This is a genomic window from Kitasatospora sp. NPDC097691 (genome assembly GCF_040302665.1).
GTDB lineage: Bacteria > Actinomycetota > Actinomycetes > Streptomycetales > Streptomycetaceae > Kitasatospora.
In genome coordinates, this window is sequence record NZ_JBEORY010000073.1 from 1 (window position 1) to 23,100 (window position 23,100).

Genomic DNA, 23,100 nt, shown 5'->3' on the forward strand with positions numbered 1-23,100 from the left:
GACGCCCCCTCACCGTCCTGCTGGCCGCCGCCGCTCTGGTGGCCGCCGCGGCCGCCCCGGCCGCCGCCGTCCACGGCGGATCGGACACCACGACCACGTCCCACCCGTTCGCCGTGGCCCTGCAGACCGCCGCGGGTGAGCAGTGGTGCACCGGCGCGCTGATCGCGCCGCCCAAGGTGTTGACCGCGGGCCACTGCGTCGCCGAGGCGGACGACCCGCGCTCGCTGCGGGTCATCGCCGGACGCACCGACCTGACCGGCACCGCCGGCCAGGTCCGCCGGGTGAAGGCCTACCGGGTGGACCCGCGCCACACCACCGGCCTGGACCACGACGCCGCAGGCCTACCGGCGTACCTTCGGAGCCCCGCCCACCAGCGGATGACCCACCCAAGTCCACAGCTCCGCAAGGTCCGCGCAGTGCTGTCGGCTCTCGTGAACATCGAACAGCGCACTCGCCCAGCGCCTCCCGGAGTGCTGAACATTTGCCGTCCAGGTTCGTGAACAGAGCCAGCCGACGACGGCGTGCTCCTGGTGGTGCTCGTCGTCCCGGTGCTCGTGGCCGGCGGGGTCGTCGGCCGGAGGTCACGGCGGTACGTGATCCGGACGACGTGCGGTACGTGAGTGCGCGGCTGTCGGCGAACCAGGCCCGGCTCGATCCGCGGCCAGAAATCGGCCAGCACAGGCGCAGCAAAGCGTTCACCTCCCGGGCCGCCTCCAGCAGCTCCCCGGCCTCCCGCTCCAGCCGCTCCTCGCGTTCCTGGTAGCAGGTCCAGCAGCGACCGCCGGGGCGGCGGGTCGAGCAGTCGTGAGGCCTCCCGGAGGTGGGCGCTTGCGCGCGGCGCCGTGTGGACGGCTGGCGGCGGCCTGCGGTCGGTTCTCGGGCTGTTCGGGTTAAACGTCTTCGCGGCTCCGTGGTGCTGGTGGGCTGGTCTGGGAGAGTCGATGGGTGTTCAGGGGCCCGTAGCCGACCGGCCCGTGCCTGGGTGACCTGGGGATTGCCATGAGTGACGCAGGAGACGGGGCCCACCCGGATCCGGACCGGGCCGCCGACGGCACTCCGACGCCTGCCGTGCCGCCGGGACCGGATGGGCCGGACGCAGGGTCTTCGGCCTCTGGCGGCTCGGGTGCGCGGCCGAGCGGCGAGGTACCGGGCACTGATGAAGGCCCGCGTCCGCCGTCGTGGCGTGCGCTGATCACGGGCCTGCTGATCGCCCTCGTGATGGCCACCATCATGATCACGACGTACGTGTCGGCGCAGCATGCCGTGGTCGCGCGCGACCTGCCGTGGGGGGTCACCGGAGGCTCGCCGATCACCACCGCCGTGCAGCAGCACATCTCGCTCGACATCCACCAGTACTCCGACCAGGAGGCGTTGGAGGCCGCGGCGAACCGGGCGGAGATCTACGGCGGTTTCGTTCCGCAGAGCAACACGGTGGTCATCGCCGAGGCCGCGAGCCTGGTCGCCCCTGCGCAGATGCCGGCCCTCTACGAGGAGGCGGCCAAGGCCCAGGGCCAGCAACTCGCCCTCAAGGTGACCAACAAGCTCCCCAAGGAGGACCCGCTCGGCGTGGTCCCCGGCATCGCCGCGTTCGTGCTGCTCGTGGCCGGCTACCTCGGCTCCACCCTCGCCATGCAGCGCACCAAGACCGCGGCCGCCCGCCGGCGCGTCCTCAGCCTCATCGGCTACGCGATCACCGTCGCCCTCGTCTTCGACGTGATCACCGGCCCGATCCTCGGCGCCTACCCCGACGTCGGCTCCAACTTCTGGCCGCTGTGGGGCGAGTTCGCCCTGCTGTGCGTGGCGGTGGCCCTGTTCGCCGCGACCCTGCAGAGCCTGATCGGCCCGATCGGGACCCTGGTCACCGTCGTCATCATGGTCTTCTTCGGCAACCCATCCACCGGCGGCGTCAACGGCACCGCCTACCTGCCGGCCTTCTGGCAGGCCATCGGCCCCGGCCTGCCACCCTGGAACGGCTCCACCCTGATCCGCAACACCCTCTACTTCGACGGCAACTCCATCACCCAGCAACTCGTCGTGCTGAGCATCTACGCGGTCGCCGGCGCCGCCCTGGTCACCGTCTCGACCTACGGCCGCCTGCTGTGGTGGCGCGGCACCGGGAAGCGTCGGCCGCCGATCAGCCCCGAGGAAGAAGGCGGCATCGCCACCATTCCACCCGCATAAGCCCCCGCGCCCACCCGATCGCAGACCAAGCCCAGCCCCGCCCCCGCCGACGCCGTTACGCTCGGCCGACGACCAGCGGGGCCCTCCAGTCTCGGCCTCCCGCCCGAATCGACACCCTCCAGCAACGGCTCCCCGAACCGAAGAGGTCACACCCTCCGGTCCCTTGCCGGGTAGAGCCTCGCGTGGAACACCCGCACCTCCCACCACGGATCGTCCGGAACAAAGACCATCGCGGTCACCAGCTCCCACTCGGTCGGCGCGGGCAGCACCAGCGGGCCCAGTTCCTTCACTTCCCGGTCGCTCAGGCACTGCAGGCACTCCAGCCGGTCCGGGCCGGTCTTCTCGTCGAGTTCCAGCTCCGAGCCCGCCTCCGGCGCCGATCGGGCCCCGGCACGACCAGCACGGGCGCAGCGCGGCGTTCGCCGCCCGGGCCGCCTCCAGCAGCTCCCCGGCCTCCCGCTCCAGCCGCTCCTCGCGTTCCTGGTGACAGGACCAACAGCGGCCACCGGGACGGCGGATCCACTGCTCGCGGCCGTGGAAGCCGTACTCCCAGGTGCTCTCCTCCTTCGGGACCTGACCGCAGTCGGCACAGGCCAGGATCCGTATCACCTCCCGGTGGACCTGGCGGACCTTCTCCTCCCGGGCGGCCTGGCGCTGGTCGTAGGCGGCACGGTTGTTCGGGTTGTCGAGCGCGTCGAGCAGGGAGTGCCCGCCGGGGCAGCCGAAGCGCCACCACACCGGCCGAGCGGCCCGTGCGCGGCCAGCAGCTCCAACGTGGCCGCGACGACGGGCACCACGTCGTCGTACTCCCACCAGCCGTCCCCGTCGTTATCGTCCCGGTGCACGGTGTACCGCTGCCCGCGCCAGCACCCTCGCCGGATCGCCGGTGAACCGCTCCGCTGTGCGGACCGGGGTGAACAGAGCGGTGCCCCGGTCCTGCGACAGACCGCGCGCCGCCTCCGTGCCCGGCTCACGGGCCGCTGTGCAGCGCAGCACCGGCAGCACGTCCCACAGGGCCTGAAGCTTCCACGCCGGAACCCGCCCCGGCCGTCCTGTGGCGCCACAGCGCCCAGCGCATCGACGACGTCCGCCGCCGGCGCCAGGCGCGGCATCCACCACGCGAGACGGCCCGGCGTCCGCCGCAGCTGGTCCTGACGGCGCGCCCGTGTTCCGGACACCCGGGCCACCGTGCCGGCCCTCCGCCCGGTCCCCGGCCGCGCCGTGCCCGGCCCGGCAGGCGGTGGTGGCGGACTTGGTGTCCGCGAAGACCCGGCAGCGGCGCGGCGGCCCGGCCGGGCCGCAGCCGGCCGGGCCCGCCGCCGCAGCACGGCCCTGCCTGCGACTGACGAGGATGCAGAGCCCCGCGAAGTACGGCGGCCGCGCAGGTGGTGAGGATGAAGAGCACTCGTCGGCGGGTGCCGGCAGCGGTTCGCGGTGGACCGCAGGCCGAATGCCGACGGGAACCGAGAGCACCCACGCCTGCCGACGGTGCCCGGCAGGTGGTCTCCGGCGGTCCGGGGGGGTCTGCGGGTGTCCGTGATCTGCAGACGGTGGCTCTTCGCGCGTGCGACCGCCCGGTGTTGACAGCGGACGGGGACGGCTCGATCGTCGGTGCATGACGATCTCCGGTGGCGACGGCGAGCGCGACAGGCAATGGCAGGCGATCCTGGACCACTGGCGTCCGCCGCACACGCCCGGGGACTGGGTCAGCCCAGCACTGTGGGACCTGCTGGAGCCGGCAGCGTCGGAACCGCTGCTGCGCAGGCTGTTTCCGTGGACGGCCATGAACGAACTGCACGTGTCGGCGACGGGCGACTTCCGTCAGTACCGCACGGAGCCGTTCCCGGCGATCGCCGCGTCGACGACCCACGGCTTTCTCGTCATGACGCATCCATGGGGACCGGACCACGTGGTACTGGAGACCACGGACCCCGCGGCCGCGCTGGAGTGCATGGTTCTCCTGACGAGTGAGGCTCTCTCGAACGAACCCCCGGGAGACACAGAGGTGCCGACCTGACGCCCGGCCGAACAGCAGACCGGCTGGGCGGGCGGTGAGCCGGCCGGGCCGTATGCCGTCCCGGGCCCGGAGCGCGGATCCGCTCCCCACCGGTGACACCGGCAGACCCCCGGTAGGTACACATGGATATCCACCGCCCTCCCCGCCGCACCGGCCTGGCCCCCGCGAAGCAGCCAGGGCGAGCAGCCCTGCGGGCGGACGAAGCCGCCGGCACGCAGGCACGCCGGGCGGCGCAGGGTGGTGCGGACGCCGGCGGCCACGACGTCGTGTCCGACACGGGTGACCCGGAACAGCCACAGCCACAAACGCGGGTCGGCGTCGGCCTCGGCGGGCAGTCCGGCGCCCGCCTGCCCGACCCGGTCGGCCCGGTCCGGGGTGGCGGCGATCGCGCCCATCGCGGCACGCTGACCCGTGGCGAGGACGCGGGCCCAGGCCGAGCCGGCCGAGGTCAGGAAGCGCGCGAAGGTCAGGAAGCGCGCGCAGCCGGTCACCGGCGGCGGCCTCCGGCGCGGCCGCGCTGCGCAGTTCCTGCTTCAAACCCTCGGGGCCGCCCAGCAGGCCCTTGCAGGTCCAGCAGGGGCGCAGCACGGCGTTCGTCTCCCGGGCCCCAGTGCCCGCGCCAATCGGCATGCCCACGGAGGCGGCGTCCTGGTCCGGCTCGACGAGGCAGCTCCCCCGCTGCGCGCGTTTGCCCCTCGCCGGCCGTGCCCGCCGAAGCGGGCAGCGAGCCGACCCATCGACGCTCTCTTATCCTTCCCGCATGACGAGCCCTCAGCACGATCCCGAACGGGACGAGGCCATGGCCCGCAGCGCCATCGATGCATACCTCACCAACCGCACGCGGTACTGGGAGCGGGCCGCTCAACGGACGAAGGCAGCCGAAGCCCAGGCCGCCCACCGGGCCGCGCGCAACCGGCTCACCAGGTGGAAGAACGACGGAGTCCTCGACGACTGGGTCGCGAGCGCCGTCGTCGAGGCTGCCGAGCAGGACGCCGCCCGAATCGGCCGCGAGACCGCCGCCGCGAAGACCGGTCCAGCCCTGCACGCAACAGCCGTCCGCCACACGGAGTCAATCCGGCGCTGGCTCCACGCCCAAGGCCACAGGCTCCCCGACAACACACCGGAGAAGACATAGCCGCCCACACTCCCGGGCCTGGACGCAGTCCGGGCACTCAGCGACCTCCGGCGCCGCCTCGGCACGCAGTTCCCGCTCGGAACCCTCCGGGCCACCCAACGGGCCCTCGCAGGTCCAGCAGGGCGGGCGGGTCCACTCGGTGCGGGCTTCGACAACCCAGACCTTCTCCGGCTCCGGCACCACGCCGCAGCCAGGCCGCTCCGCAGAGCGCAGCAGGCTCGGTCACCTGCACCCGGCCAGCCCGCCGGGCGGCAGCAGGCCCCGGCAACCCGCTTGCGAGGCACATACAGGGCTCTCAGCAGAACTGCGGAAAACCCCACTACTTCTCATGCCATCCGAAGGTTCTCAACCAACCCCACAAACACACAGGCCAACGGCCGGAACACCCAGCCGACGACACCGGCAGAACCGGCTCTTACCCCCGAACACGAGCCCAGCCCCACCCTGGACTTCTCAACCAACCCGCGAACCCCCAGCCCACCAACAAGATCAACCAGCAATCCACCCACCCGCCACATGGCGAATCAGGTCACGGGCACGCATGCCGGTAGCGCTCGGCATGGACGCCAATGCGGGCCGCCCGAAGAGGACAGCAGCGCGGACCCGGGACGACCGCCTGGTTGTGCGCGGCGGCGATCAGGTCGAGGTAGTCGGTCCAGGCGAAGCTCTTGCGGCCTGTGGCCCGGGCCTGACTGTCGTCCGGCCTGGGCCGGTAGATCAGCCGGGACCGTTCACCGGGCTTGTAGCAGGTCAGGGCGGCGATCGAGACTCGCCGGCGGGAGCGGCCGCGCACCCGGACGACAGGGGTGCGGCCGCGGCGTCCCCAGTGCGGGCGCGTGCCGGGGTCATCGACACGCCGGCCTCGTCCTCGAACACCAGCCAGGCTCCGAGCGCCGCCGCTAGGCTTTTACCTGCGGCCACACCTGCTTCTTCCACACCTCGACCGCGCCCTCGTCGCGCTCGATCGCGCGCCGGACCGGCTGCTGGCAGGACCAGCCGTTGCGCCGTAGGAGCTGCCACACACCTTGGACCGTGTACGAGACATGGAAGCGACGGCCGATCAGAGTCTTGATCCGTGCCAACGTCCAGCGCTGGTCCTCCCAGCCGTGTGCCGGCGGACCCTTCTCCAACTCCCGCTCCAACTGCGCGAACTGCCGCTCACCCAGTCTCGGCGGCGACTGCGGTCCGCTCGATTCCAGAGCCACCGAGCCGCCTTCCCGCCAGGCCCGGCGCCACCGCTCGACCGATCGCACCGTGACTCTCAGGTCAGCCGCGATCGTTCTGTTGCTGTCACCACGCTCGAACCGCTCAACGGCGTCAAGCCCCACCCGCTCCCGGCGCTGCTGTTCCTGGGCAGTGAACCCGCCCCCCTGCGCGTATCGCACGACGAGGGCATACCCACGGATCGACGGCCCTCATCAGCCCCGACAAGACGAGTTCAACCTGAGTAGGTGGCCATTTCCGGGTCCAGCGGACTCGCCATACGGCGTCATCAGCCTTGGTCTGTCTTGTGGAGGTGCCAGACCCACACCCTCACCGTCGACATCCAGATCATGGAGAACGGACTTGCATCACGCCGCCGCTCGTAAACGCAACGGCGTTGGTCTTTACTCCTTTCGTCGATCTTGACGGCCAGTCCGATGATCCGAGTACCGCTCATTCGAAAGGGTGCCGAAAAATCGATTCTGCTTGCGCCGCCCTAGGTACACGGCGCTTCCAACCGGGCACGGCGGGAATGTAGAGCGCCCGCATCAGCACAGCAAAGGAAGGTCGAGTTGAAGCGCATCCGCACAGCCGCCCTCGCGGCCCTGGTGGCCCTGGCCACCGGCGCAGGGATCTCCGCCGCGCAGGACACCGGCTCCCAAGAATCACCACTCCCGAAAAGCGCCAATGCGCCTAAGGCCACCACCGCCGGGTACCCCGGCACCCCCCAGACGGTTCCGCCGGGAGAAGACCGCTCTGCCGCCGCACACTGCCCGGCGGGCACCGTGCTCACCGGAGGGGGCGGAGGCTTCGACACCAATCCTCAGCAAGTCGCCGTCGTCAACTCCGTCCCCGATTTCGACTGGTGGATCGTGACGGGCTCGAACCACGGGAGCGCCCCTGCCGACCTGGTCGCTTACGCCGTCTGTCTCACCCCCTAGCCTCGACCCTTCACGGCGGCGCGGGGGTGGTGGGGGCCGGCGCGGGGCGGGAGCTGGCGCAGGGCGCGACACGGGCCGGGGTGGAGCCTGGCGGGCCCTTGGGTGGTGGCTGGCGGGCCCTTGGGTGGTGGCTGGCGGGCCCTTGGGTGGTGGCTGCGGGGTGTCGCCTGCGGCGCCACCGGCGGGGCTGTCCCTGGCTGTCGCGCCCGGACCACCCATGGGGGATCCCGGGCATCCACCCACGTCACAGCCCACGACAGCACCCCACGCGACAGCAGCACGCGACAGCCCCCTTGGGCGGCCGGAACAGTTTGTCATTCGATCTTGATCACCGGGAGGTTCCCGCCACTTGATCTTGATCGGTGGCGGGGGAAGCGGTGGAGGCTGCTGCGCGGGCGGGTAGTGATGCCGTGTTGGCGGAGTGCGCGGGCTGTCGTCGGATCAAAACGTGTCGCTCCGGGCTGGAGTGGGTGGTTACGCTCGCGCGATGGAGATGGATGAGGCGCTGGAACCGTTGCGCCGGGTGCTGCTGGAGCGACGCATCGTCGGTTATCCGGAGTCGGTCGTTGCGGCGGTGGAGGCTGCCTGGGCGGCGCTGGCCGGCGGGGTGGACACCCCGAGTCTGTGGGAGCTCGGCGTACTGTCCGACGGGGAGGTCCTGGAGGCGCGCCGCCTGCTGGCCGAGGCGGAGCAGGAACTCTGGCCGGTGCTGCGGCTGCCCGCCACCATCGAGGGCCGCGACCGGGCGCTGGCCCGGTACTGCCTGCGGGACCTGCTGGACGGCCGCCTCGATCCGCTGGCGGCGGCCGAGCGGATCGGCTTCGAGCTGTGCCCCGCCGACGACCCCGGCTCACCGCTGCGGCCGGTCCGCGGATGGCTGTACCGCGCGGAGGACCAACAGGAGCACTGCGGCGGGCTGACGAAGGAGATGGTGGCCGAACTGCACGACCTGGCCTCCCAACTGCTGGCCGGCCCGCTGTCCTGACGGCCGGACCCCGACAGCGCGCTCCGCCCCGGCGCCGGGAGGGCAAGATCACCTGCCAATCGGTCAAGATCACTTGTCAGAGGACACCGGTGACGGCCCCAACGAGATCGACCGCCTCAACGGGGCCCGACTCCACCGGCCGCTACCCGGCAGCCGTCACCGTGTTCCGCGCCGAGCCGCGCACGAAGCGGCGCGCGGCACGTGAAAGGCCTACACGGCCATCCCGAGCAGCTGCGCCACCAAAGGCAGGAAGCAGACGCAGACGCCGCCGCCGCAGGACCCGAGTAACCGAGACACCGAGAGGCCCACCGCCGCCAGGCGGCGGGCCTCTCCACGTCGGGCCAAAGCGGCGGGTGCGCTACCGGACAAAGGGAACGGGCCCAGCATGACAGCGCCGGGGCCGGCAGCGCCGAGCCCGGCCGAATGGGCAACGCAGGACGGCGCGGGCACAGCCGCCGGGACGGGCGGCCAGGCCGCCCCCGGAACTGGCCGCGCTCGTCCGCCGGGCCTGCTCCCGCTCCCGTGCAACAGCGGCCGGCCACCGGGCCTCGTCCTCGGCCCGGGCCGTCTCCAGCAGCGGAGCGGCCGTGTGACTGAGGTAGACGACCGGCAGGGGGTCCACCACGATCTGTCGTCCAGCCGGAAGTTCCACTCCGCTGGACGGGGATCGGCACGTCGGACCCGTACAAGATCCGCTGCTAGTGTTCGGCGCCGCAATCCGATGATCCGACCGCAAGGAGCTGCCATGACGTCCCCGTTGCTCCGGGCCGCCAACCCACACCCGACCGCTTCGGAACCGACTTCCTCCTCACTCCTGCGCCGGTTCGGCAAGGCCTCGCGGGCGCCACTCATCCTGGTCGCCCTGGCCACCACCGGGCTGCTGGTCGCCGGCTGGCTGAGCACGACCGAGGCCGATGCCGCTCGGGTCGGTGACTGCATGCATGATCGCGGTGTTGCGTCCAGAGCGGATCTGCAGATCGTGGGCTGCGGCAAACCGGATGCGCAGTACAAGGTCGTCAAGGTCGTCCGGGATGCCAGCCAGTACCGGCCGTGCTACGGCGAGGGGCCCGAGATCTTCGGTTCGTACACCCAGAAGCGATCGACAAGCGTCGTCGTGCTCTGTCTGGCCGTCAATCCCGATCGGCCGGGCGGCCCTGTCCAGCCCCCCAACTGGCCCGACGAGTACGGCCAGACCGGCTGACGCCTCACAGGCACCGGCGGACCCGAAGGGAAACTCCCAGGGCGCTGGCCAGGTCGCGCGCCGATCAAGGTGAAGCTGGAGAACCGCGGCACCGGTAACGGCGGCTTCGACACCGAGTCACCCGAGCATCACCGTCGAAGCGGGACCGATTTCCTGCCGACAAGACTCCCTGATACGACACCGCGTCCACCCCCTCCACCGGTCCGAGATTCCTCACCTCGGATACCGTCATCCCCTCTCGATCACCGGGCCCGCGCCGGTGAGGAAACCTCAGGGACCACACCACCAGAAAACACAGGGAAAAGACCCTGTGAGCAGGGCGTGCAGCAGCGGGCGCCGGGGCGGGCGCAGCGTCAGGCGGGAAATTCCGGAAAGGCGGGGCCGTTGGCGGGGGTTGGGGCCTGGCGGCCCCTTGGCGGGTGGTGGGGGGTGGCGCCTGCGGCGTCACCGTGGGCAGGGGGTCGCCTGCGGCTCCCCTCGGAGGCGGCTCCCCCGGAGGCGAGGGGGTGCGGGCGGGGCCTGCGGCCCTTGGGGCGGGGGTGGGCTCTGGCTGCGCCGGGCCTGGCCGTGGGGGTGGTGCTGTCGTGCTGTCGCGGCCCGGGGCGAGGAGGGGGGATCCGGGGTATCCGGGCCGGAACGGTCATCACAGCGGTCTGAGCGGGACAAGGGACGCGACAGCACCGAGGCCTGCGGCCCCGGACAGGCCGACGGACAAGGCGTCGGCGGGCGGGCCCGGATGAGGACCGCGGCCAGGACGGCGAGGACGACGGCGAACACCACCGGGCCGTCGAGGCCCCGGCGAGCGGGGCGGGGCGCACCCCGGGGGCGGGGACATCGACCAGGACGGCGAGGACGGCGGGAAGGGCGGCCCGCACCGGGACGTCGAGGCGGGCCGCGGGGCGCAGCCCGGCGGCGGGACCAGGGGGGTGGGGTGCGGGCGGCGGCGTGGGCGCGCCGAGGTCGGCGACCAGGCCGTCGAGGACCGCGGTGCCGGCTGGAGCGGGCCAGAGCGGGGCGACGGTGGAGCAGAACATCGGCCTGCTGCTCGACGATCGCCTTCATCGGGGCGAGGCCGGTGCCCCCCGCGACATTGAGGACGTCGGCGCGGGTGTCCCTCCGACACTCGATCTTGACTGATTGGTGATCTTGACCAGCGAATTTGAGTGCCTGCCGGTACGGGCTGTCACTGTCCTGCCATATGGTCCCCAGGCTGGAAGGACCTGCTGGCCCGCGTGGGTCCGGCCCGGGACTTCCAGGGCCCCCACCGCCCAAATCCGGTGGCACCGTCCACCGGCCGGTGACTACGGTCTCGGCATGACCAGCCAGAACGAGCACCCGACCCGACCCGGTCTGGCCGCCATGCTCGCGGACCAGACCGCCGCCTGCGCCCCGGCCCGCGAAGCTCTCCTGGCCGGCGGCGAGCTGTGGCTGTTCGACCGCGAGGTGCCCGACTGGATGGTGCGCGGCATCGCCGCCACACGGCTGCGCCGCGCACGACGAATCGGCCTAACCACCGTCGGCCTCGACGAGTCGGTCGAGATCCTCTCCCGACACCGCGACGTGCCGTTCCGAACCGGCCTCCTCGACGCGCCGGACCGGTCCTGGTTCTTCACCCTCTACTTCAACGCCACCGGCACCGAACTACTCGCCTGCAGCGCCGTCAAGAACCAGCCCCCGACCCGCAAGCCCACCCGACGGCCCAGCCCATAGCAGCCGGGACGCAGCCGGCGAAGCCGTACGGCGGCCCGGGGCGGGCCGAAGGGCCGGGAGCGGCGCGGGGGGCCGGGAGCGGCGCGGGGGGCCGGGAGCGGCGCGGGGGGCCGGGAGCGGCGCGGGGGTTGCCTGCGGCTCCCCCGGTGCGCGGGGGCGGCGGGGCGGGGCCTGGCGGCTCCGGGGGCGGGTGCGGGGGCGTCGCCTGCCGCGTCCCCATGGGCAGGCGGCCCCTGCGGGCCCGTACCGGCCTTGAGGGGGGCCTTGGCTGGTGAGCGGGAAGGCGCGGTGCCCCTGCGGGCCCCCTGGCCCGTGCCGGGCCTGGGGGTGTTGGAGGCGGGCCTGCGGCCCGACGCCGGCAGGTACGGGCGCGGCGGCCAGGACGACCGGACGCCCGAACACGACGAGCGGGACGGCGGGCCCGTCACCCGGCGTTCCGGATTTCTGGAACCGCCCCGCTACGCCGGGGCCCCGCCGGACCAGCCAGAACGGCGGGCGCAGGCGACCTGTGACAGTGAAGTTGGGATGGTTGTCGCCGAAGTTGGGACAACTATGTTTTGTGACAACGGAGTTGGGACTGGCCAGTCGTGCCCGGCGGGCGTGGGATAGGTTGCCTGCTATGGCTGATCTTGGACCCGTCGCCTGGCCGCCTGCCCCGATCAGGACCGAGCGGCTCATGCTCCGTGAGCCCGAGGCCCGGGACCGTGCGGCGTTCATCGAGCTGCTCGCATCGCGGCGGGTGCACACCTACCTCGGCGGCCCCCGCCTGCGTGACGTGCTTGAGCGCGAGATGCTGGGGGTGCCCGAGCGGTGGCCCGGGAGCTTCGTCGTTGATCTCGACGGGGCGATGATCGGCCAGATCCTGCTCAGGAGAGCAACGGAGCACCGCCGCCCGGCTGCCACGGGAAAGGCCGATCTCGGCTACCTGTTCCTGCCGCAGGCATGGGGGCGCGGGTACGCCGCCGAGGCGTGCGCGGCGGCGCTCGACTGGTTCGACGGCGCGCTTCCCGGCGAACCGGTGGTGCTCACCACCCAGACCGCCAACGACCGGTCGATGCGCCTCGCGGCAAAGCTGGGGTTCACCGAGGTAGAGCGGTACCAGGCCTGGGACGCCGAGCAGTGGCTCGGCCAGCGGTCCCCCATCACGCCGTCCGCTTGAACTCGTACTCGACAACGCGGATCCACGAAGCCACCGACCGGCCGTCGGCCACGGCGCACCTCAGAAACACCACACCGTCCCACAACCCCTGGTACTCGTCCGCCCGCCGCCAGCAGCGAAGCGCTGGCGAGCAGAGATCCGCGAACGGGCGCTGCAAGCTGCGGCCCTCTGACCAGGCACGACGAATCATCGGCGTCAGCGCTTCCCAACTTCGCTGTCACAAACCTGCGCTGTTCCCGACATCGGTGACCACCATCCCGACTTCGCTGTCACAGGACAGCAGGACAGCAGGACAGCACCCGAGGCCCCACCCAGCCCCCTGTCCCACCCAGCTGTCGCGCCCAAACCACACGCAGGGTAAACCGGGCATCCCCCCACGTCACCACGCACGACAACCCCGCGACAACCCGGCGCGACAGCCACCAGAACACCCCCGAGGCCGGCCTGACGGCCACCCACACCAGACCACCCCCGGACGACGGGCTGCCGGAGAAGGTGAGGACGCGGGCCGTGACGGCGGCGACCAGGACGCCCTGGGAGCCAACGGGGCACAGCACAACCCACAGCACCGACCCCCCAGCCCCGGGCCACCACAGCAACCGGCGACCGGTGCGGAGACGGCGGGGCCGGGCCGCGGTGACGACGGGCCCCTGGTCGACGCCAGCGAACGGGACAACGGCGAGCTCCTGGTCGACGTCGGCGGCCGGGACACCGGCAGGCGCCGAGATGGCCGGGACGGGGGCGCACCAGCCGCCGCGGCGGAACGGGCAGCCGCACAGGCGCCCGCGCTGCTGCACGGCACGGCCGGGCGGGCGGGCGGCGGGTCCGCCGTCCGCAGCGACCGAAGCGACCAAGGCGACCAAGGCGACCAAGGCGACCGAGGCGGCGGGCGGCGGCGGCGGCCGGGGACGCAGCACGACCGAAGCGACCGAGCACAGCAAGGCCCTCCAAAGCGAACACCGGCCCTCCGACGGCCTTTCCGAGGTCTTTCCGATGCGGATTCAAGAGATTACCGTGAACGCGATTCCGCCCCCCTTTCCCTGAATACTCAGGTCGGCCATTTCCGGTGCTCTGGCCGGGTCGGTCGCGGGCCGGGGCTCCGGCAGGGTCTCGGCGAACGGTGTGCACTCACAGTCACCATCCGGCGGAATGGCCTCCGTCCGGCGGTCGGCGCGGCGGCCGGGGCCAGTGGTCCAGAGAAATCGGTGATCAAGGCCATTTGGCGTCTCGTGGCGAATCAGGTCACGGGCACGCATGCCGGTAGCGCTCGGCATGGACGCCAATGCGGGCCCCCCGAAGAGGACAGCAGCGCGGGGCCCGGGACCACCGCCTGAACGCCGACGGCCGACGGATCAGGCGCTGGAAGGCGCCCTCAGCCGAAGTTCTGGATCACCACACTGCATGCCAGGCCACACATCACGCTCACGGCGGATGCGACGAAGCGCCATGGAGCCCAACGCATCCGGGCCGGCAGGACCCAGGCAGCCGCGATGAGCACCAACTGCGCGCCCATCAGGCCGTGGGCAGCGTCGTACTGCAGGCCCCAGTCCCGCCCACAGGCACCCCGTGGCACGCACTGGTCGACCTCGACCGCGCGCACCAGTACGAAGAACCAGTAGAGGACCTGGCAGAGCGGCAGCACAACCGTCACAACGAGCGGAAACCTCCACGCGTCGCGGTCGTGCAGCGGCGATGCGGATCCGGCCGGGATGTTGTCCATAGACCGATTCCACCGTGCCGAACCGGACCACACATGAGCGCGACTACTCAGTCGGGACGGATCAGGTACCCAGTCATCGCCGGCCACCCAGCACGGCGACGGCCCGGGACGGCAGACCGGGGCGCGGCCGCGCCCCATCCCCCCTCCCGCGACCGGCCCAGCCGAACGCGAGAGAAGAAGAAGCCCGCCGCAGGCGCCGCAACCTCGCCGCACCCACCCGCCCCACCCCGAACCGGCCAGCTCACTCACAAGAGGAAGGACGCCAGTCGTCAGGCTTTCCAAGAGGGTTGATAAGCCTCCCGACATGCCCGTTCACCCCCCGGTGGGAAACCACGGCAGGACCCCATCCGAGACCGCTTCCAGGACAGCACTGCAGGGCCGGGGCCTGGCGGCCCCCTTGGAGGGCGAGGCGGGACGGTCGAGGCAGGGGCGGGACATTCGGGGGCACCGCGGACGCCACCGGACGGCCACCGGAAAACGACACCGAAATCCCCCGAGCGACAACGCCCTGAAACGCCCTCATAAACACCCAGAAAAACCGGCCCGAATTCCCCCGCCCCGCGGACCGGTGGGAGGCGGACCGCACCGCGATGCTCACCATCCCGCCGGTCGACCCGCCGGACTGGTGGCCGCTTCGTGTCCGTATCGGCCGCGACCACTACATCCGCGTCGATACCAACGACTACTCCGTCCACCCTCGCGCGATCGGCCGGACGGTGATGGTCCGCGCCGACAACGAGGAGATCACCGTCCTCTGCGGCGAGGGGACCGTGGCCCGCCATCCGCGCTGCTGGGCCAGGCACCAGAGCCTGACCGATCCCGACCATGCCGCCGCAGCGGACCTCATGCGCGGCGAGGTGATCCATCAGCAGGCCGCCCGCGCGGCCACTGCCCGGGCCGCGGTGCTGGCCCCGGACAGTCTCGGCATCGAGGTCGCGCAACGCGAACTGGGCACCTATGACCGTATGTTCACCCTCATCGAGGGCGGCGCCGGGAAGGAGGACACATGATGGCCCCGCACCGCTCCCCAGTCCCCGAACACTGCCACCGACGCGGCGAAAGCAGGCGTCCCCGCCGCCCGCACCACCCGGCAGACCATCGCCGACCTGGCCTTCCTCGCCCGCGCGATGAAGGCACCCGCGTTGCTGGACGCCGCCGAGCGGCTCGCCGAACGCGCGCAGGCCGAGTCCTGGAGCCAACTCGAATACCTCGTCGCCTGTCTGCAGCGCGAGGTCTCGGCCCGCGACTCCCACGGCGGCGAGGGCCGCATCCGCACCGCCCGCTTCCCCGCGATCAAGACCATCGAGGAACTCGACCTCGCCCATCTGCGCAGAATGACGCGCCAGCAGCTCGCCTACCTGGGAACACTGGACTTCATCGCGGCCAAGGAGAACGCAATCTTCCTCGGGCCGCCGGTTATCAACTGGGCCTGAGCCCCGTCGGGCCGCTGGCGCAGCCGGCGGAGAAACCTCGCGAGTTCCTCCGCCGGCCCGGCCTTGACCCCGGCCTTCAAACGGCCGGCCACCGGCTACCTGCCCAGGTTCCAACGCAGGCAGACGGCGCTGCAAAGAACCCGCTTCGTGAAACAGGCCGCGGCGGCGCCCACCACGGCGGTCGCCGCCGCCGAGACGACCGGGTCCGCCAGCACGGCCGGCCGGGCAGCTGCGACGATCCCGATCACCACGATCAGGATCACGACGCCGGTGGTACCTGCCGGAATGCTTCCGCGTCGCCACGGACACGTGATCTTCATGGACAAGGCTGTCCATCCCCTCTCGGGTTTGTCGAACTGGTCAACACGGGCCCCACGGCTTGCCGGCCGCGCCTGACGGGCTTTTAGAAGTCATCCATTGGGAGCAGCCCGAAAAGCAAGACCATTCAGCCCCCGGAAAGCGCTCATTAATTCAATCCGACCCGTTCAGATCTCCTATAAACAACTTTCAGAACGTGCGCCTTCTGCGACATATCAGCTGGTCAGGGGAACTCCTGTCGGCTTCCATTAATTCAGTCCGCAAGGCCGTGTCCCATGAAGTATTGCCGCCGATCGCCCTGAGTCGGCAGGCTGGTCCGCGACTGGCCTCCCCGGCCGCGTCGATTGGTCAACACACAGGGGACATGGACCACAAGCTGTTGCCGCAGCCGGTCCCATCGCCGGACAGCCGCACCAGGAGCCGCCAGGCTCCCCCGCAGATACCGAAGGGCGCCGGCCACACACCGGCGCCCTTCTGCCGTTCACAGCCGCCTGGACGGGCAAGCGGCACCGACACCCAGTGCCGACCAGACCCCGCTGCAGGGCCACAGAACCACGCCCCAGACCGAGGACGCGGCCACGGCTTCCGACCGGACAGAGCGCAGCGCCCGGCCATCCGGTGGCCGGCTTCACCTCAGGCGCCGCCGCATTCCCGACCGAGAGGGTGTCAAGGCGCCTACGAACGGACGCGGGTGACAGGCACTGGCAGAGCGGGGCGGTACGTGTACGCCATGGCTACCAGCCGCCCGTGGTGCCGCGCCGCAACCGTCCTGCTCGCCCTGTCCGCCGCCCACGCGCCGGCTGCCACCACACCCACCGCCGCCGCTCTCCACCGCCCGCGACGAGCTCGCCGACCTCCCCGTCGCCGAACTCCCACTCCGTGGACGCGACGTGACGGTGATGGCCGGCAGCAGCTCCCGGTACCGCCGGACCAACGGATCACGCCAGGTGCGCCTACTGGAAAGGGCGCAGGAGCTGGTGGATGCCGGCTGAGAGATCGGCATAGTGGACGTCGCCGCCGAAGTCGTCGGTCCACATCACCTGCTGCTTGGGGGCCAGGGCGATCAGCAGGGTGAAGACGACACGGAAGGGGAAGTCGATGGGGTCCTGGTCGGAGAAGGAGAAGAACTTGCGGTCGTCGAAGTAACTGAACTCGCGGAGCTCGTCCCGGTAGGGGACGGAAAGCGTGTAGACGTTGAAGCGGGGGATGGGACCGACGAGGCGGGCGTGGGGCCAGTTGCCGTGCAGGGCCTGGTCGAGCTGTTCGGGGGTGAAGTCCCAGGAGCCGCCGTGGTCCTGGTCCGGCATGATGAGGTATTTGCCGCTCACGGGCTTCCTCTCGTCGAGGTTGCGGCAAGGTTGGCTCTGCCGCCTGGCTGGGGTACGGGGTTACTTCTCGATCCGGGTGCGGCCCGGGACCTTCTCGGCCGCCATGATCGCGTCGAAGTACGCGGCGGCCTTCTCGTCGTTGGTGATGACTTCGAGGTGGTTGATCGGCTTGTTCCGGGGATCCTTGAAGGCGCTGGCGTACCGGGCGTTCTCCCACGTCTGATCGGCGAGGGCGCTCTCGTCCGTGCAACAAGCTCGCGGACGGCCTGGTGGTCGTCGTCAGTACAACCTCGCCGACCGGCTCTCCGGCCGCCTGCAGAGCGTGAAAGGGGCGCCCTGGCGTGACCTGCCTGAGCGCCGCTTCCACGCCGAGCACGGCCCCTTCACCGCGCACCCGGCCCCACCGTTCACCATCCCCAACCACGAACACCCGTGACCTGGGGAAAGAACCCCAGCCGCCCCAGTGAACAGCCACGCCGAACCACTGAAAACCAAACGCCGATCATCACCGCCCCTCCGGGATCACGAGCGCCCACGCCGCTGGCGAACGCCCGCTCCATCACCCGTGTCCGACTCCGCGCGGCGACGGAGTGGTGAGGGAGTTTCGCTGACGAACACCCATCGCGGCGCGAGTGACTCGATGTCAGGAGAATGCCCAATTGCCGCATTTTTCGATCGATGCTCATATCGGCCCAGGCTTCAGGTTCGCAAGCGCACAGAGAGCCTTCTTGGTCGCACCTTTGGCCGGTTTGACGGTGGCTTGAAACGCCGTCCGGCAGGTTTGATTCACTCGAAGTACCCGTCCCACCCACAGAACAGGAGAGGCTAGTGAACCTGCGCAAGGCAACGGCGGCCTGCGTCCTCGCATCGGCGCTCGGTCTGACGCTCGGAACCGCTCCGACAGCCTCGGCTTCGTCCGCGGAGACGCTGGTCGTGTCCAGCGTGCCGTCATTCGCGGAAGGTGCCGACAGCATCGCCAAGCCCCCGGCCGCGCTTCTCGCGGACAGCGCGGCGGGCCACCGACTGCGGAACCGCAACAGCAACAAGTGCCTCGTCGTTCAGGGGAACGCCGACAGGGCCATACCGTTCCAGTACCAGTGCTTGGACTTCTACGACCAGGCATGGGGTTACATCTCGATCGCCCCCGGCTTCAACCTGATCAAGAACCTGAACAGCAACAAGTGCATTGCAGCACAGGGAAACTCCGATGGGACCCAAGCCATCCAGGTGGATTGCAACGGGAACTTCTCGGACCAGGTGTGGTATACGCAGCTGGTCTGGTACAACGGCGAGCAGCTCGTTCAGTTCACCAAGTCGGGCACGAATCTCTCTCTGGCCGTCCAGGGGTACGAGGACAATAAGCAGCTGATCCAGGTGACGAACGGCGCCTTCGCCGACCAGTACTGGCGAGTCGCCTGGTAGGAGCTGTTCAAGGTTCGGGTCATGGGCCGAAGCCGGGGACTTCAGAGCGCAGCGCGGTGGTCGAGCCGTTCGGGTTCGCAGACCCGCGCCGGTACGCGGTCCGGGCCGGCCAGGACACCTGCGGTACTTCGACGGCGTCGGCCTGGTCATCGTTGTCGTCAGGCTCGGCGGGGCGCTGACGGGTGCTCACGGGCGTCTCCCTGTGGCCGTGGCCGGGCGTTGCCTTCGAGGGATATCCGGCGCTCCCGACAGCCGCCAAGCCCGTTGTCGGCCCGCGCGCCGCGCCCTCTCCCACCCCCCTGATCCGGCCCCCGCCGCCACCCCGGACCAGCGAGCGGCCGGCACCAGCCGGACGCGAGAAAAGGACAGCCCATCGCAGGTGCAACAGCCCGTACCGGCGCCCCGGGCCGCCCCGCGGGCTGCACCTTCTGGGGCGGCCGGGCGGGGCCTGCCTGGTGCCGCACAACGCGAAGGCGGGGGTCAGCGGGGGCGTGCGGTGGCGGGGGTGAGGTGGCGGGCCAGGGTGTCGAGGGCGGCGGACACCTCGCACAGCAGTGGTTCGTTCGGGGGCCGCGGGTACCGAACCCCCGGCGTCCGGCGTCCGGCGTCCGGCGTCCGGCGTCCGGCGTCCGGCGTCCGGCGTCCGGCGTCCGGCGTCCGGCGTCCGGCGTCCGGCGTCCGGCCACGAAACCACGACGGACACCACCCCGGGAACGGTCCGGACCACCGCACCCGCACGCCCCCGAACGACACGGGAAACCGCCCCCGCCCCCAGCAAGCAGACGAGCGGCAAAACCCACGCCCGACCGGGCGGCCCCTCGGGTGGGGCCGGGGGTGTCGCCTGCGGCGCCACCGAGCATGGGGGGCGGGGCGGTGGGAGGGCATGGCACGGCGGTGTCCGGGGGCGCAGCGAGGGTGTGGTGCGGGCGGGGCCGGCCGGCACGGGAAGGGGGCCTGCGGGGAAGGGGGCTGAGGGTTCCTTCGCGGGTGGTTCGGCGGTGCGGTGTCGACGGCGCAGGAGCTGTGCCAATCCTGAGACGGGAAACCTCGCGGCAGGACGCGCACGGGACCGGGCAGGGAAGAGCGCGGACCGGTGTCTGACGGTCCCTCGGGTGGGGGCGGGGGTGTCGTCTGCGGCGCCACCGGGAGGCCAGCAGTGCCGAGAGCCGGGCAGGGGCAGCACGGAATGGGCTCTACTCCTTCCGGTTCTGGGCGCGGAAGAACGCTGCGGTGAGGGCCGCCACCCCGCCGCCCAGCATCCCGGCCGCAGGGACGGCGGCATCGTGATCGACGAAGTACTTGGCGATCCACAGATACCCGGCCAGACCTGCGGCACCCGTGACAGTGCCGGCCGCCCGAAACCCGAGGCTGATCAGGTCCATCCGGCGGCGGTGGACCTGGTCCAGGCACCACTGCCGGTGCTCCTCCGCTTCCCGGTCGAAGCGCAGCTTGGCTTCGCGCAGGACGAGCCTGCGTCCTGCAGCCCCCAGGCCCTCCAGTCGTTCCGCATCCTCGGTCGTCAACAGGAGGTGGTCGGGGGGAGGCAGCCGAGGGACGCCCGCCTGCCCGCCGGGGGGCTCTTCGTCGTCCGCGTGGCCGGACTCTTCCGGCAGCGTCACGGCTGTCATGGCTGGTTCCTGTCAGGGCCAGATTCGGGGTCAGGGTCGTGCTGCGGCCGCTGCGGGCCACCAAGCTCTGTAAGGACGCGGTCTTGGGTCTCCAGGACATGGCACAGTGCCCGGTCCCAGGAAGGCGGCGTACTGCCACGGTCTCTTGGCGCTCTGGGCTCGGGGGCGCTCCGAGCGAACGGCGGCAGCACGGCGTCAAGCATCCCGAGGGTGAAGGCCTGCCTGCAGGTGTGCCCGGATGGGCTTGGTGGCTGCGGGTGCTGCCCAGGCCTGCCAGCTGTGCCGCGCCGGCCTACGGTCAGTAGTGCTCCGAAGAACGCCCACAGGGTGAGGAAGCCTGTGAGCGACCACCAGCCGTGGGCCGGAGGCAGCGCGCGCAGGCCCAGGAACAGGACCGTGGTGATCAAGCTGACCAGGAGGACGCCCCGCAGAAGCCTCCGAGTGACCAGGCGGGCGCCCCGCAGAAACCTCCGAGCACGCATCCGGCGGTAGGCCCTGCGGCGGGCACGAAGCACGCCCTGAGCTGACTCGGGCCGCTCGGGCCGTCCCTGGGCGCGCCGACGCAATGCCTGCGCCGCGACCAGGGCCGCCCGCCCGTGTGGCTGCGCCGGATCGGCGGCCACCGCGCGACGCCGCAGCGTGGCCCAACGGCGTCGCACCACGTCCCGGGCAGTGGGTGCCGCCGTGTCGGGTGGCGGTCTGCGCGCCGCCGCCCGTAAGGCGGTGCGGGCGCCCGCGTCCACCGCGAGCACGCCGTCCACCACCGTGGCGGCCACCACGGCCGCCAGCTCCGACACCCGATCGGACAGTGGCAGTCGGTGCAGCGCGGCAGGAAGCGGCGAGAGCCGGCCCAGCAGCCGGCGGCGTTCCTCGGGCCGGATGCTCAGCCGGACCGCCTGCCGGTACGCCTCTTCCCATTCCTCCGGGCTGAGTCCACCGCCGCGGTGCCGGCCGCCGCCCACGGTGCGGGCCAGCCGGTCCACCTCGGCCAGCACCTCCGGCAGCCCGGCCAGCGCGAGCAGCCGCGAGCAGTGCTCACCGGCGCACTCGGGGTGGAAGCAGTCGTAGCGGGCGACGACCGCCGGCACGCCGCCGCGGACCAGTTCGTCGATGAGCGTGGCGCCGTCCCACTCGGTGACGATGCGCTCCAGTCCGGTGGCGTCGATCGCACGGTCGCGGTAGTGCGGGACGGCGGACGGGGCGAAGGCGGCGCCGAGGGCGAGCACGGCGACGCCCGCGACGAACTCGCGCCGGGAGCGGCGGGCCCGGGCCACGTCGGAGAGATAGTGCAGGTCGAAGACGGTGTCCCCTACCTCGTCGCGCAGCCAGTCCCGCAGCCGCTCCGCTCCCCCGGTGGAGAGCCAGCGGGCCGCCGAGCCGGAGTTCTTGAGCAGCGTCTCGGTGAGCCGCACCGGATCGGTGAAGGGGCTTCCGAGGAAGGTGACCGGGCGGTGGGCCCGGGTCTGGCCCTGCGGCCGACGGCGGATCACCTCGGGGCTGCCGCCGGCCAGCCAGCTGCGGACCTGCGAAGCGGTCCAGCGGTCCTCCGGGTCCTTGGTGAACAGTCCTTGCAGGAGCAGCAGTTGGCGAGGGTCGCGGACGGCGGCGAGGTCCACCTCCTCGCCCATGACCAGTTCCAGTTCGAGTTCCCGGTCGTCGGCCCGCTCGCCGTCCGCGCCGACGAAGCGCGGACGGCCGACGAACAGCTCGTACAGCACGTTGCCCAGGCCCCACCAGGGTCCGGCCGGGTGGTTGTTGCCCGCGAGCTGCTCGGGGGCCATGTAGGCGACGGTGACCATCATCGCGGATGTGAACCGACGGCTGTCGGTGAGCCGGTCGACGCCACCGAAGTCGGCGATCACGAACTCGCCGGCCCCCCTGCCGGGCCGCACCAGGATGTTGGCCGGCTTGAGGTCCAGCGGATTGCGCTTGATCCGCCGCTGCCAGAACTCCAGCATGGCGACCAGCTCGTGGACGATCTGCCCGGTGGTCCGCCGGTCGGTATGCCCGGCCTCGCGCCACAGCCCGGCAACGTGCGCGGCGAGGGTGACCGGGAGGTACTCCATGGCCACCCAGTCGACCTGGGCGCCGTGCTGGCGGACCCGCCCGAAGTCGATCAGGTGCGGGACGTGTCGGCGGAAGCCGTCGTTGCGCAGGTGGTCGAGCAGCGCGTGGTCCATCGGCTGGCCGGCGGCGGCCACCTTGACCGCCGCGTCGCCGCCGTCGTCGGTGCGCCTGACGTACCAGACAGTGCCCTCGGATCCGGTGCCGGCCCGGCCCAGCGGGATGAAGCGGTCCCGCAGGACGTCCGGGAAGGCGCCCTCGGACGGGTCGCCTGTGTCGTCGTGGGGACCACCGCTGTCCTGCCGTCCCGGGCGGTCCGGTCGGACCGACGTCCGAGCGTGCGGGGCGTACCGCGGTTCGGCGCCGGGTATCCTGCGTGTCGCGGCCCCCGGATCGAAGCGCGGCGGGGTGGCGGACGCCCGGCCGGTTGCGGCCTGCGGATCAATCTGAGTCAGCGGGACGACCCCGAGCCGGGACGACCGGTCCGGAGCGGCGTCGGAACCGCGCCAGTGCCCCCGGGACCACCGCCCCACCCTGCTCCGCAGCGGATTCCGCGGCTCGGCTCCGGCGGCCGACCAGGGCCTCGGCCCGCGCCGGTCGTCCTCGGCCGGATCCGTGTCCTCTGTCGTGCCCATGCGACACTCCCCTCCCTCGC

At 71.6% G+C, this 23,100-nt stretch carries 20 protein-coding genes and 2 pseudogenes; 13 read left to right on the forward strand and 9 right to left on the reverse strand.

Features of this window, described 5'->3' with window-relative positions:
* Together ABTY56_RS34065 and ABTY56_RS34070 are read left to right on the forward strand one after the other, a co-directional pair.
* On the forward strand, positions 1 to 500 hold a 500-nt coding region (locus ABTY56_RS34065), incomplete at its 5' end, for a trypsin-like serine protease (RefSeq protein ID WP_350633249.1).
* A 718-nt stretch (positions 501 to 1,218) separates the two neighbouring features.
* Positions 1,219 to 2,181 (forward strand): hypothetical protein, encoded by a 963-nt coding sequence (locus tag ABTY56_RS34070; RefSeq protein ID WP_350633250.1) that lies wholly within the window; start codon positions 1,219 to 1,221, stop codon positions 2,179 to 2,181.
* Positions 2,182 to 2,327: 146 nt separating this feature from the next.
* Here ABTY56_RS34070 and ABTY56_RS34075 read toward each other — a convergent pair whose 3' ends face one another.
* The gene (locus ABTY56_RS34075) at positions 2,328 to 2,471 is read right to left on the reverse strand and encodes a hypothetical protein (RefSeq protein WP_350633251.1); all 144 of its coding nucleotides are present in this window, start codon (positions 2,469 to 2,471) and stop codon (positions 2,328 to 2,330) included.
* A 1,325-nt stretch (positions 2,472 to 3,796) separates the two neighbouring features.
* Between ABTY56_RS34075 and ABTY56_RS34080 the strand changes: the two genes are divergently transcribed.
* Together ABTY56_RS34080 and ABTY56_RS34085 are read left to right on the forward strand one after the other, a co-directional pair.
* The gene (locus tag ABTY56_RS34080) at positions 3,797 to 4,198 is read left to right on the forward strand and encodes a DUF6193 family natural product biosynthesis protein (protein ID WP_350633252.1); all 402 of its coding nucleotides are present in this window, start codon (positions 3,797 to 3,799) and stop codon (positions 4,196 to 4,198) included.
* A 760-nt stretch (positions 4,199 to 4,958) separates the two neighbouring features.
* Positions 4,959 to 5,333, forward strand: a complete 375-nt coding sequence (locus ABTY56_RS34085) for a hypothetical protein (protein ID WP_350633253.1) — start codon at positions 4,959 to 4,961, stop codon at positions 5,331 to 5,333.
* A gap of 616 nt (positions 5,334 to 5,949) precedes the next feature.
* Here the strand turns inward: ABTY56_RS34085 and ABTY56_RS38895 are convergent.
* Positions 5,950 to 6,718 (reverse strand): annotated as a pseudogene (locus ABTY56_RS38895) (IS630 family transposase); the annotation flags it as partial.
* A gap of 390 nt (positions 6,719 to 7,108) precedes the next feature.
* Between ABTY56_RS38895 and ABTY56_RS34100 the strand changes: the two are divergent.
* The 5 genes from ABTY56_RS34100 (at position 7,109) to ABTY56_RS34120 (ending at position 12,532) form a co-directional block, all read left to right on the forward strand.
* Complete coding sequence (locus ABTY56_RS34100; RefSeq protein WP_350633255.1) at positions 7,109 to 7,477, forward strand: hypothetical protein; 369 nt, start codon at positions 7,109 to 7,111, stop codon at positions 7,475 to 7,477.
* A gap of 487 nt (positions 7,478 to 7,964) precedes the next feature.
* Complete coding sequence (locus tag ABTY56_RS34105; RefSeq protein WP_350633256.1) at positions 7,965 to 8,462, forward strand: hypothetical protein; 498 nt, start codon at positions 7,965 to 7,967, stop codon at positions 8,460 to 8,462.
* A 745-nt stretch (positions 8,463 to 9,207) separates the two neighbouring features.
* Positions 9,208 to 9,663, forward strand: a complete 456-nt coding sequence (locus ABTY56_RS34110; RefSeq protein WP_350633257.1) for an LppU/SCO3897 family protein — start codon at positions 9,208 to 9,210, stop codon at positions 9,661 to 9,663.
* A 1,314-nt stretch (positions 9,664 to 10,977) separates the two neighbouring features.
* On the forward strand, positions 10,978 to 11,373 hold the full coding sequence (locus tag ABTY56_RS34115) for a hypothetical protein (protein ID WP_350633258.1): 396 nt from the start codon (positions 10,978 to 10,980) through the stop codon (positions 11,371 to 11,373).
* Between the two features lie 619 nt (positions 11,374 to 11,992).
* Complete coding sequence (locus ABTY56_RS34120) at positions 11,993 to 12,532, forward strand: GNAT family N-acetyltransferase (protein ID WP_350633259.1); 540 nt, start codon at positions 11,993 to 11,995, stop codon at positions 12,530 to 12,532.
* Between the two features lie 1,372 nt (positions 12,533 to 13,904).
* On the opposite strand, the gene ABTY56_RS34125 is transcribed toward ABTY56_RS34120, so the two are convergent.
* Positions 13,905 to 14,252, reverse strand: a complete 348-nt coding sequence (locus ABTY56_RS34125) for a hypothetical protein (protein WP_350633260.1) — start codon at positions 14,250 to 14,252, stop codon at positions 13,905 to 13,907.
* A 590-nt stretch (positions 14,253 to 14,842) separates the two neighbouring features.
* Between ABTY56_RS34125 and ABTY56_RS34130 the strand changes: the two genes are divergently transcribed.
* Positions 14,843 to 15,262: a Mu transposase domain-containing protein gene (locus tag ABTY56_RS34130; protein ID WP_350633261.1), complete on the forward strand. Its 420-nt coding sequence runs from the start codon at positions 14,843 to 14,845 to the stop codon at positions 15,260 to 15,262.
* A gap of 117 nt (positions 15,263 to 15,379) precedes the next feature.
* Positions 15,380 to 15,685, forward strand: coding sequence for an ATP-binding protein (locus tag ABTY56_RS34135; RefSeq protein ID WP_350633262.1), 306 nt, complete (start codon positions 15,380 to 15,382; stop codon positions 15,683 to 15,685).
* Positions 15,686 to 15,780: 95 nt separating this feature from the next.
* Here ABTY56_RS34135 and ABTY56_RS34140 read toward each other — a convergent pair whose 3' ends face one another.
* The 3 genes and pseudogenes from ABTY56_RS34140 to ABTY56_RS34150 all read right to left on the reverse strand — a co-directional run.
* Positions 15,781 to 15,948, reverse strand: coding sequence for a hypothetical protein (locus ABTY56_RS34140; protein WP_350633263.1), 168 nt, complete (start codon positions 15,946 to 15,948; stop codon positions 15,781 to 15,783).
* 1,008 nt (positions 15,949 to 16,956) lie between these two features.
* Positions 16,957 to 17,331 carry a hypothetical protein gene (locus ABTY56_RS34145; protein ID WP_350633264.1) on the reverse strand — a complete coding sequence of 125 codons (375 nt, stop codon included), beginning with the start codon at positions 17,329 to 17,331 and terminating at the stop codon, positions 16,957 to 16,959.
* Between the two features lie 60 nt (positions 17,332 to 17,391).
* A pseudogene (locus ABTY56_RS34150) lies at positions 17,392 to 17,556 on the reverse strand (restriction endonuclease fold toxin-2 domain-containing protein); the annotation flags it as partial.
* A 19-nt stretch (positions 17,557 to 17,575) separates the two neighbouring features.
* Here ABTY56_RS34150 and ABTY56_RS34155 point away from each other — a divergent pair.
* Positions 17,576 to 17,767: a hypothetical protein gene (locus ABTY56_RS34155; RefSeq protein ID WP_350633265.1), complete on the forward strand. Its 192-nt coding sequence runs from the start codon at positions 17,576 to 17,578 to the stop codon at positions 17,765 to 17,767.
* A gap of 392 nt (positions 17,768 to 18,159) precedes the next feature.
* Positions 18,160 to 18,753 carry an RICIN domain-containing protein gene (locus tag ABTY56_RS34160; protein ID WP_350633266.1) on the forward strand — a complete coding sequence of 198 codons (594 nt, stop codon included), beginning with the start codon at positions 18,160 to 18,162 and terminating at the stop codon, positions 18,751 to 18,753.
* 19 nt (positions 18,754 to 18,772) lie between these two features.
* On the opposite strand, the gene ABTY56_RS34165 is transcribed toward ABTY56_RS34160, so the two are convergent.
* The 3 genes from ABTY56_RS34165 to ABTY56_RS34175 form a co-directional block, all read right to left on the reverse strand.
* The gene (locus tag ABTY56_RS34165; RefSeq protein ID WP_350633267.1) at positions 18,773 to 18,943 is read right to left on the reverse strand and encodes a hypothetical protein; all 171 of its coding nucleotides are present in this window, start codon (positions 18,941 to 18,943) and stop codon (positions 18,773 to 18,775) included.
* A gap of 1,003 nt (positions 18,944 to 19,946) precedes the next feature.
* The gene (locus ABTY56_RS34170; RefSeq protein WP_350633268.1) at positions 19,947 to 20,381 is read right to left on the reverse strand and encodes a hypothetical protein; all 435 of its coding nucleotides are present in this window, start codon (positions 20,379 to 20,381) and stop codon (positions 19,947 to 19,949) included.
* Positions 20,378 to 23,080, reverse strand: coding sequence for a protein kinase domain-containing protein (locus ABTY56_RS34175; RefSeq protein WP_350633269.1), 2,703 nt, complete (start codon positions 23,078 to 23,080; stop codon positions 20,378 to 20,380). Before ABTY56_RS34175 ends, ABTY56_RS34170 begins: the two co-directional genes overlap by 4 nt.
* Between the last annotated feature and the right edge of the window lie 20 nt (positions 23,081 to 23,100).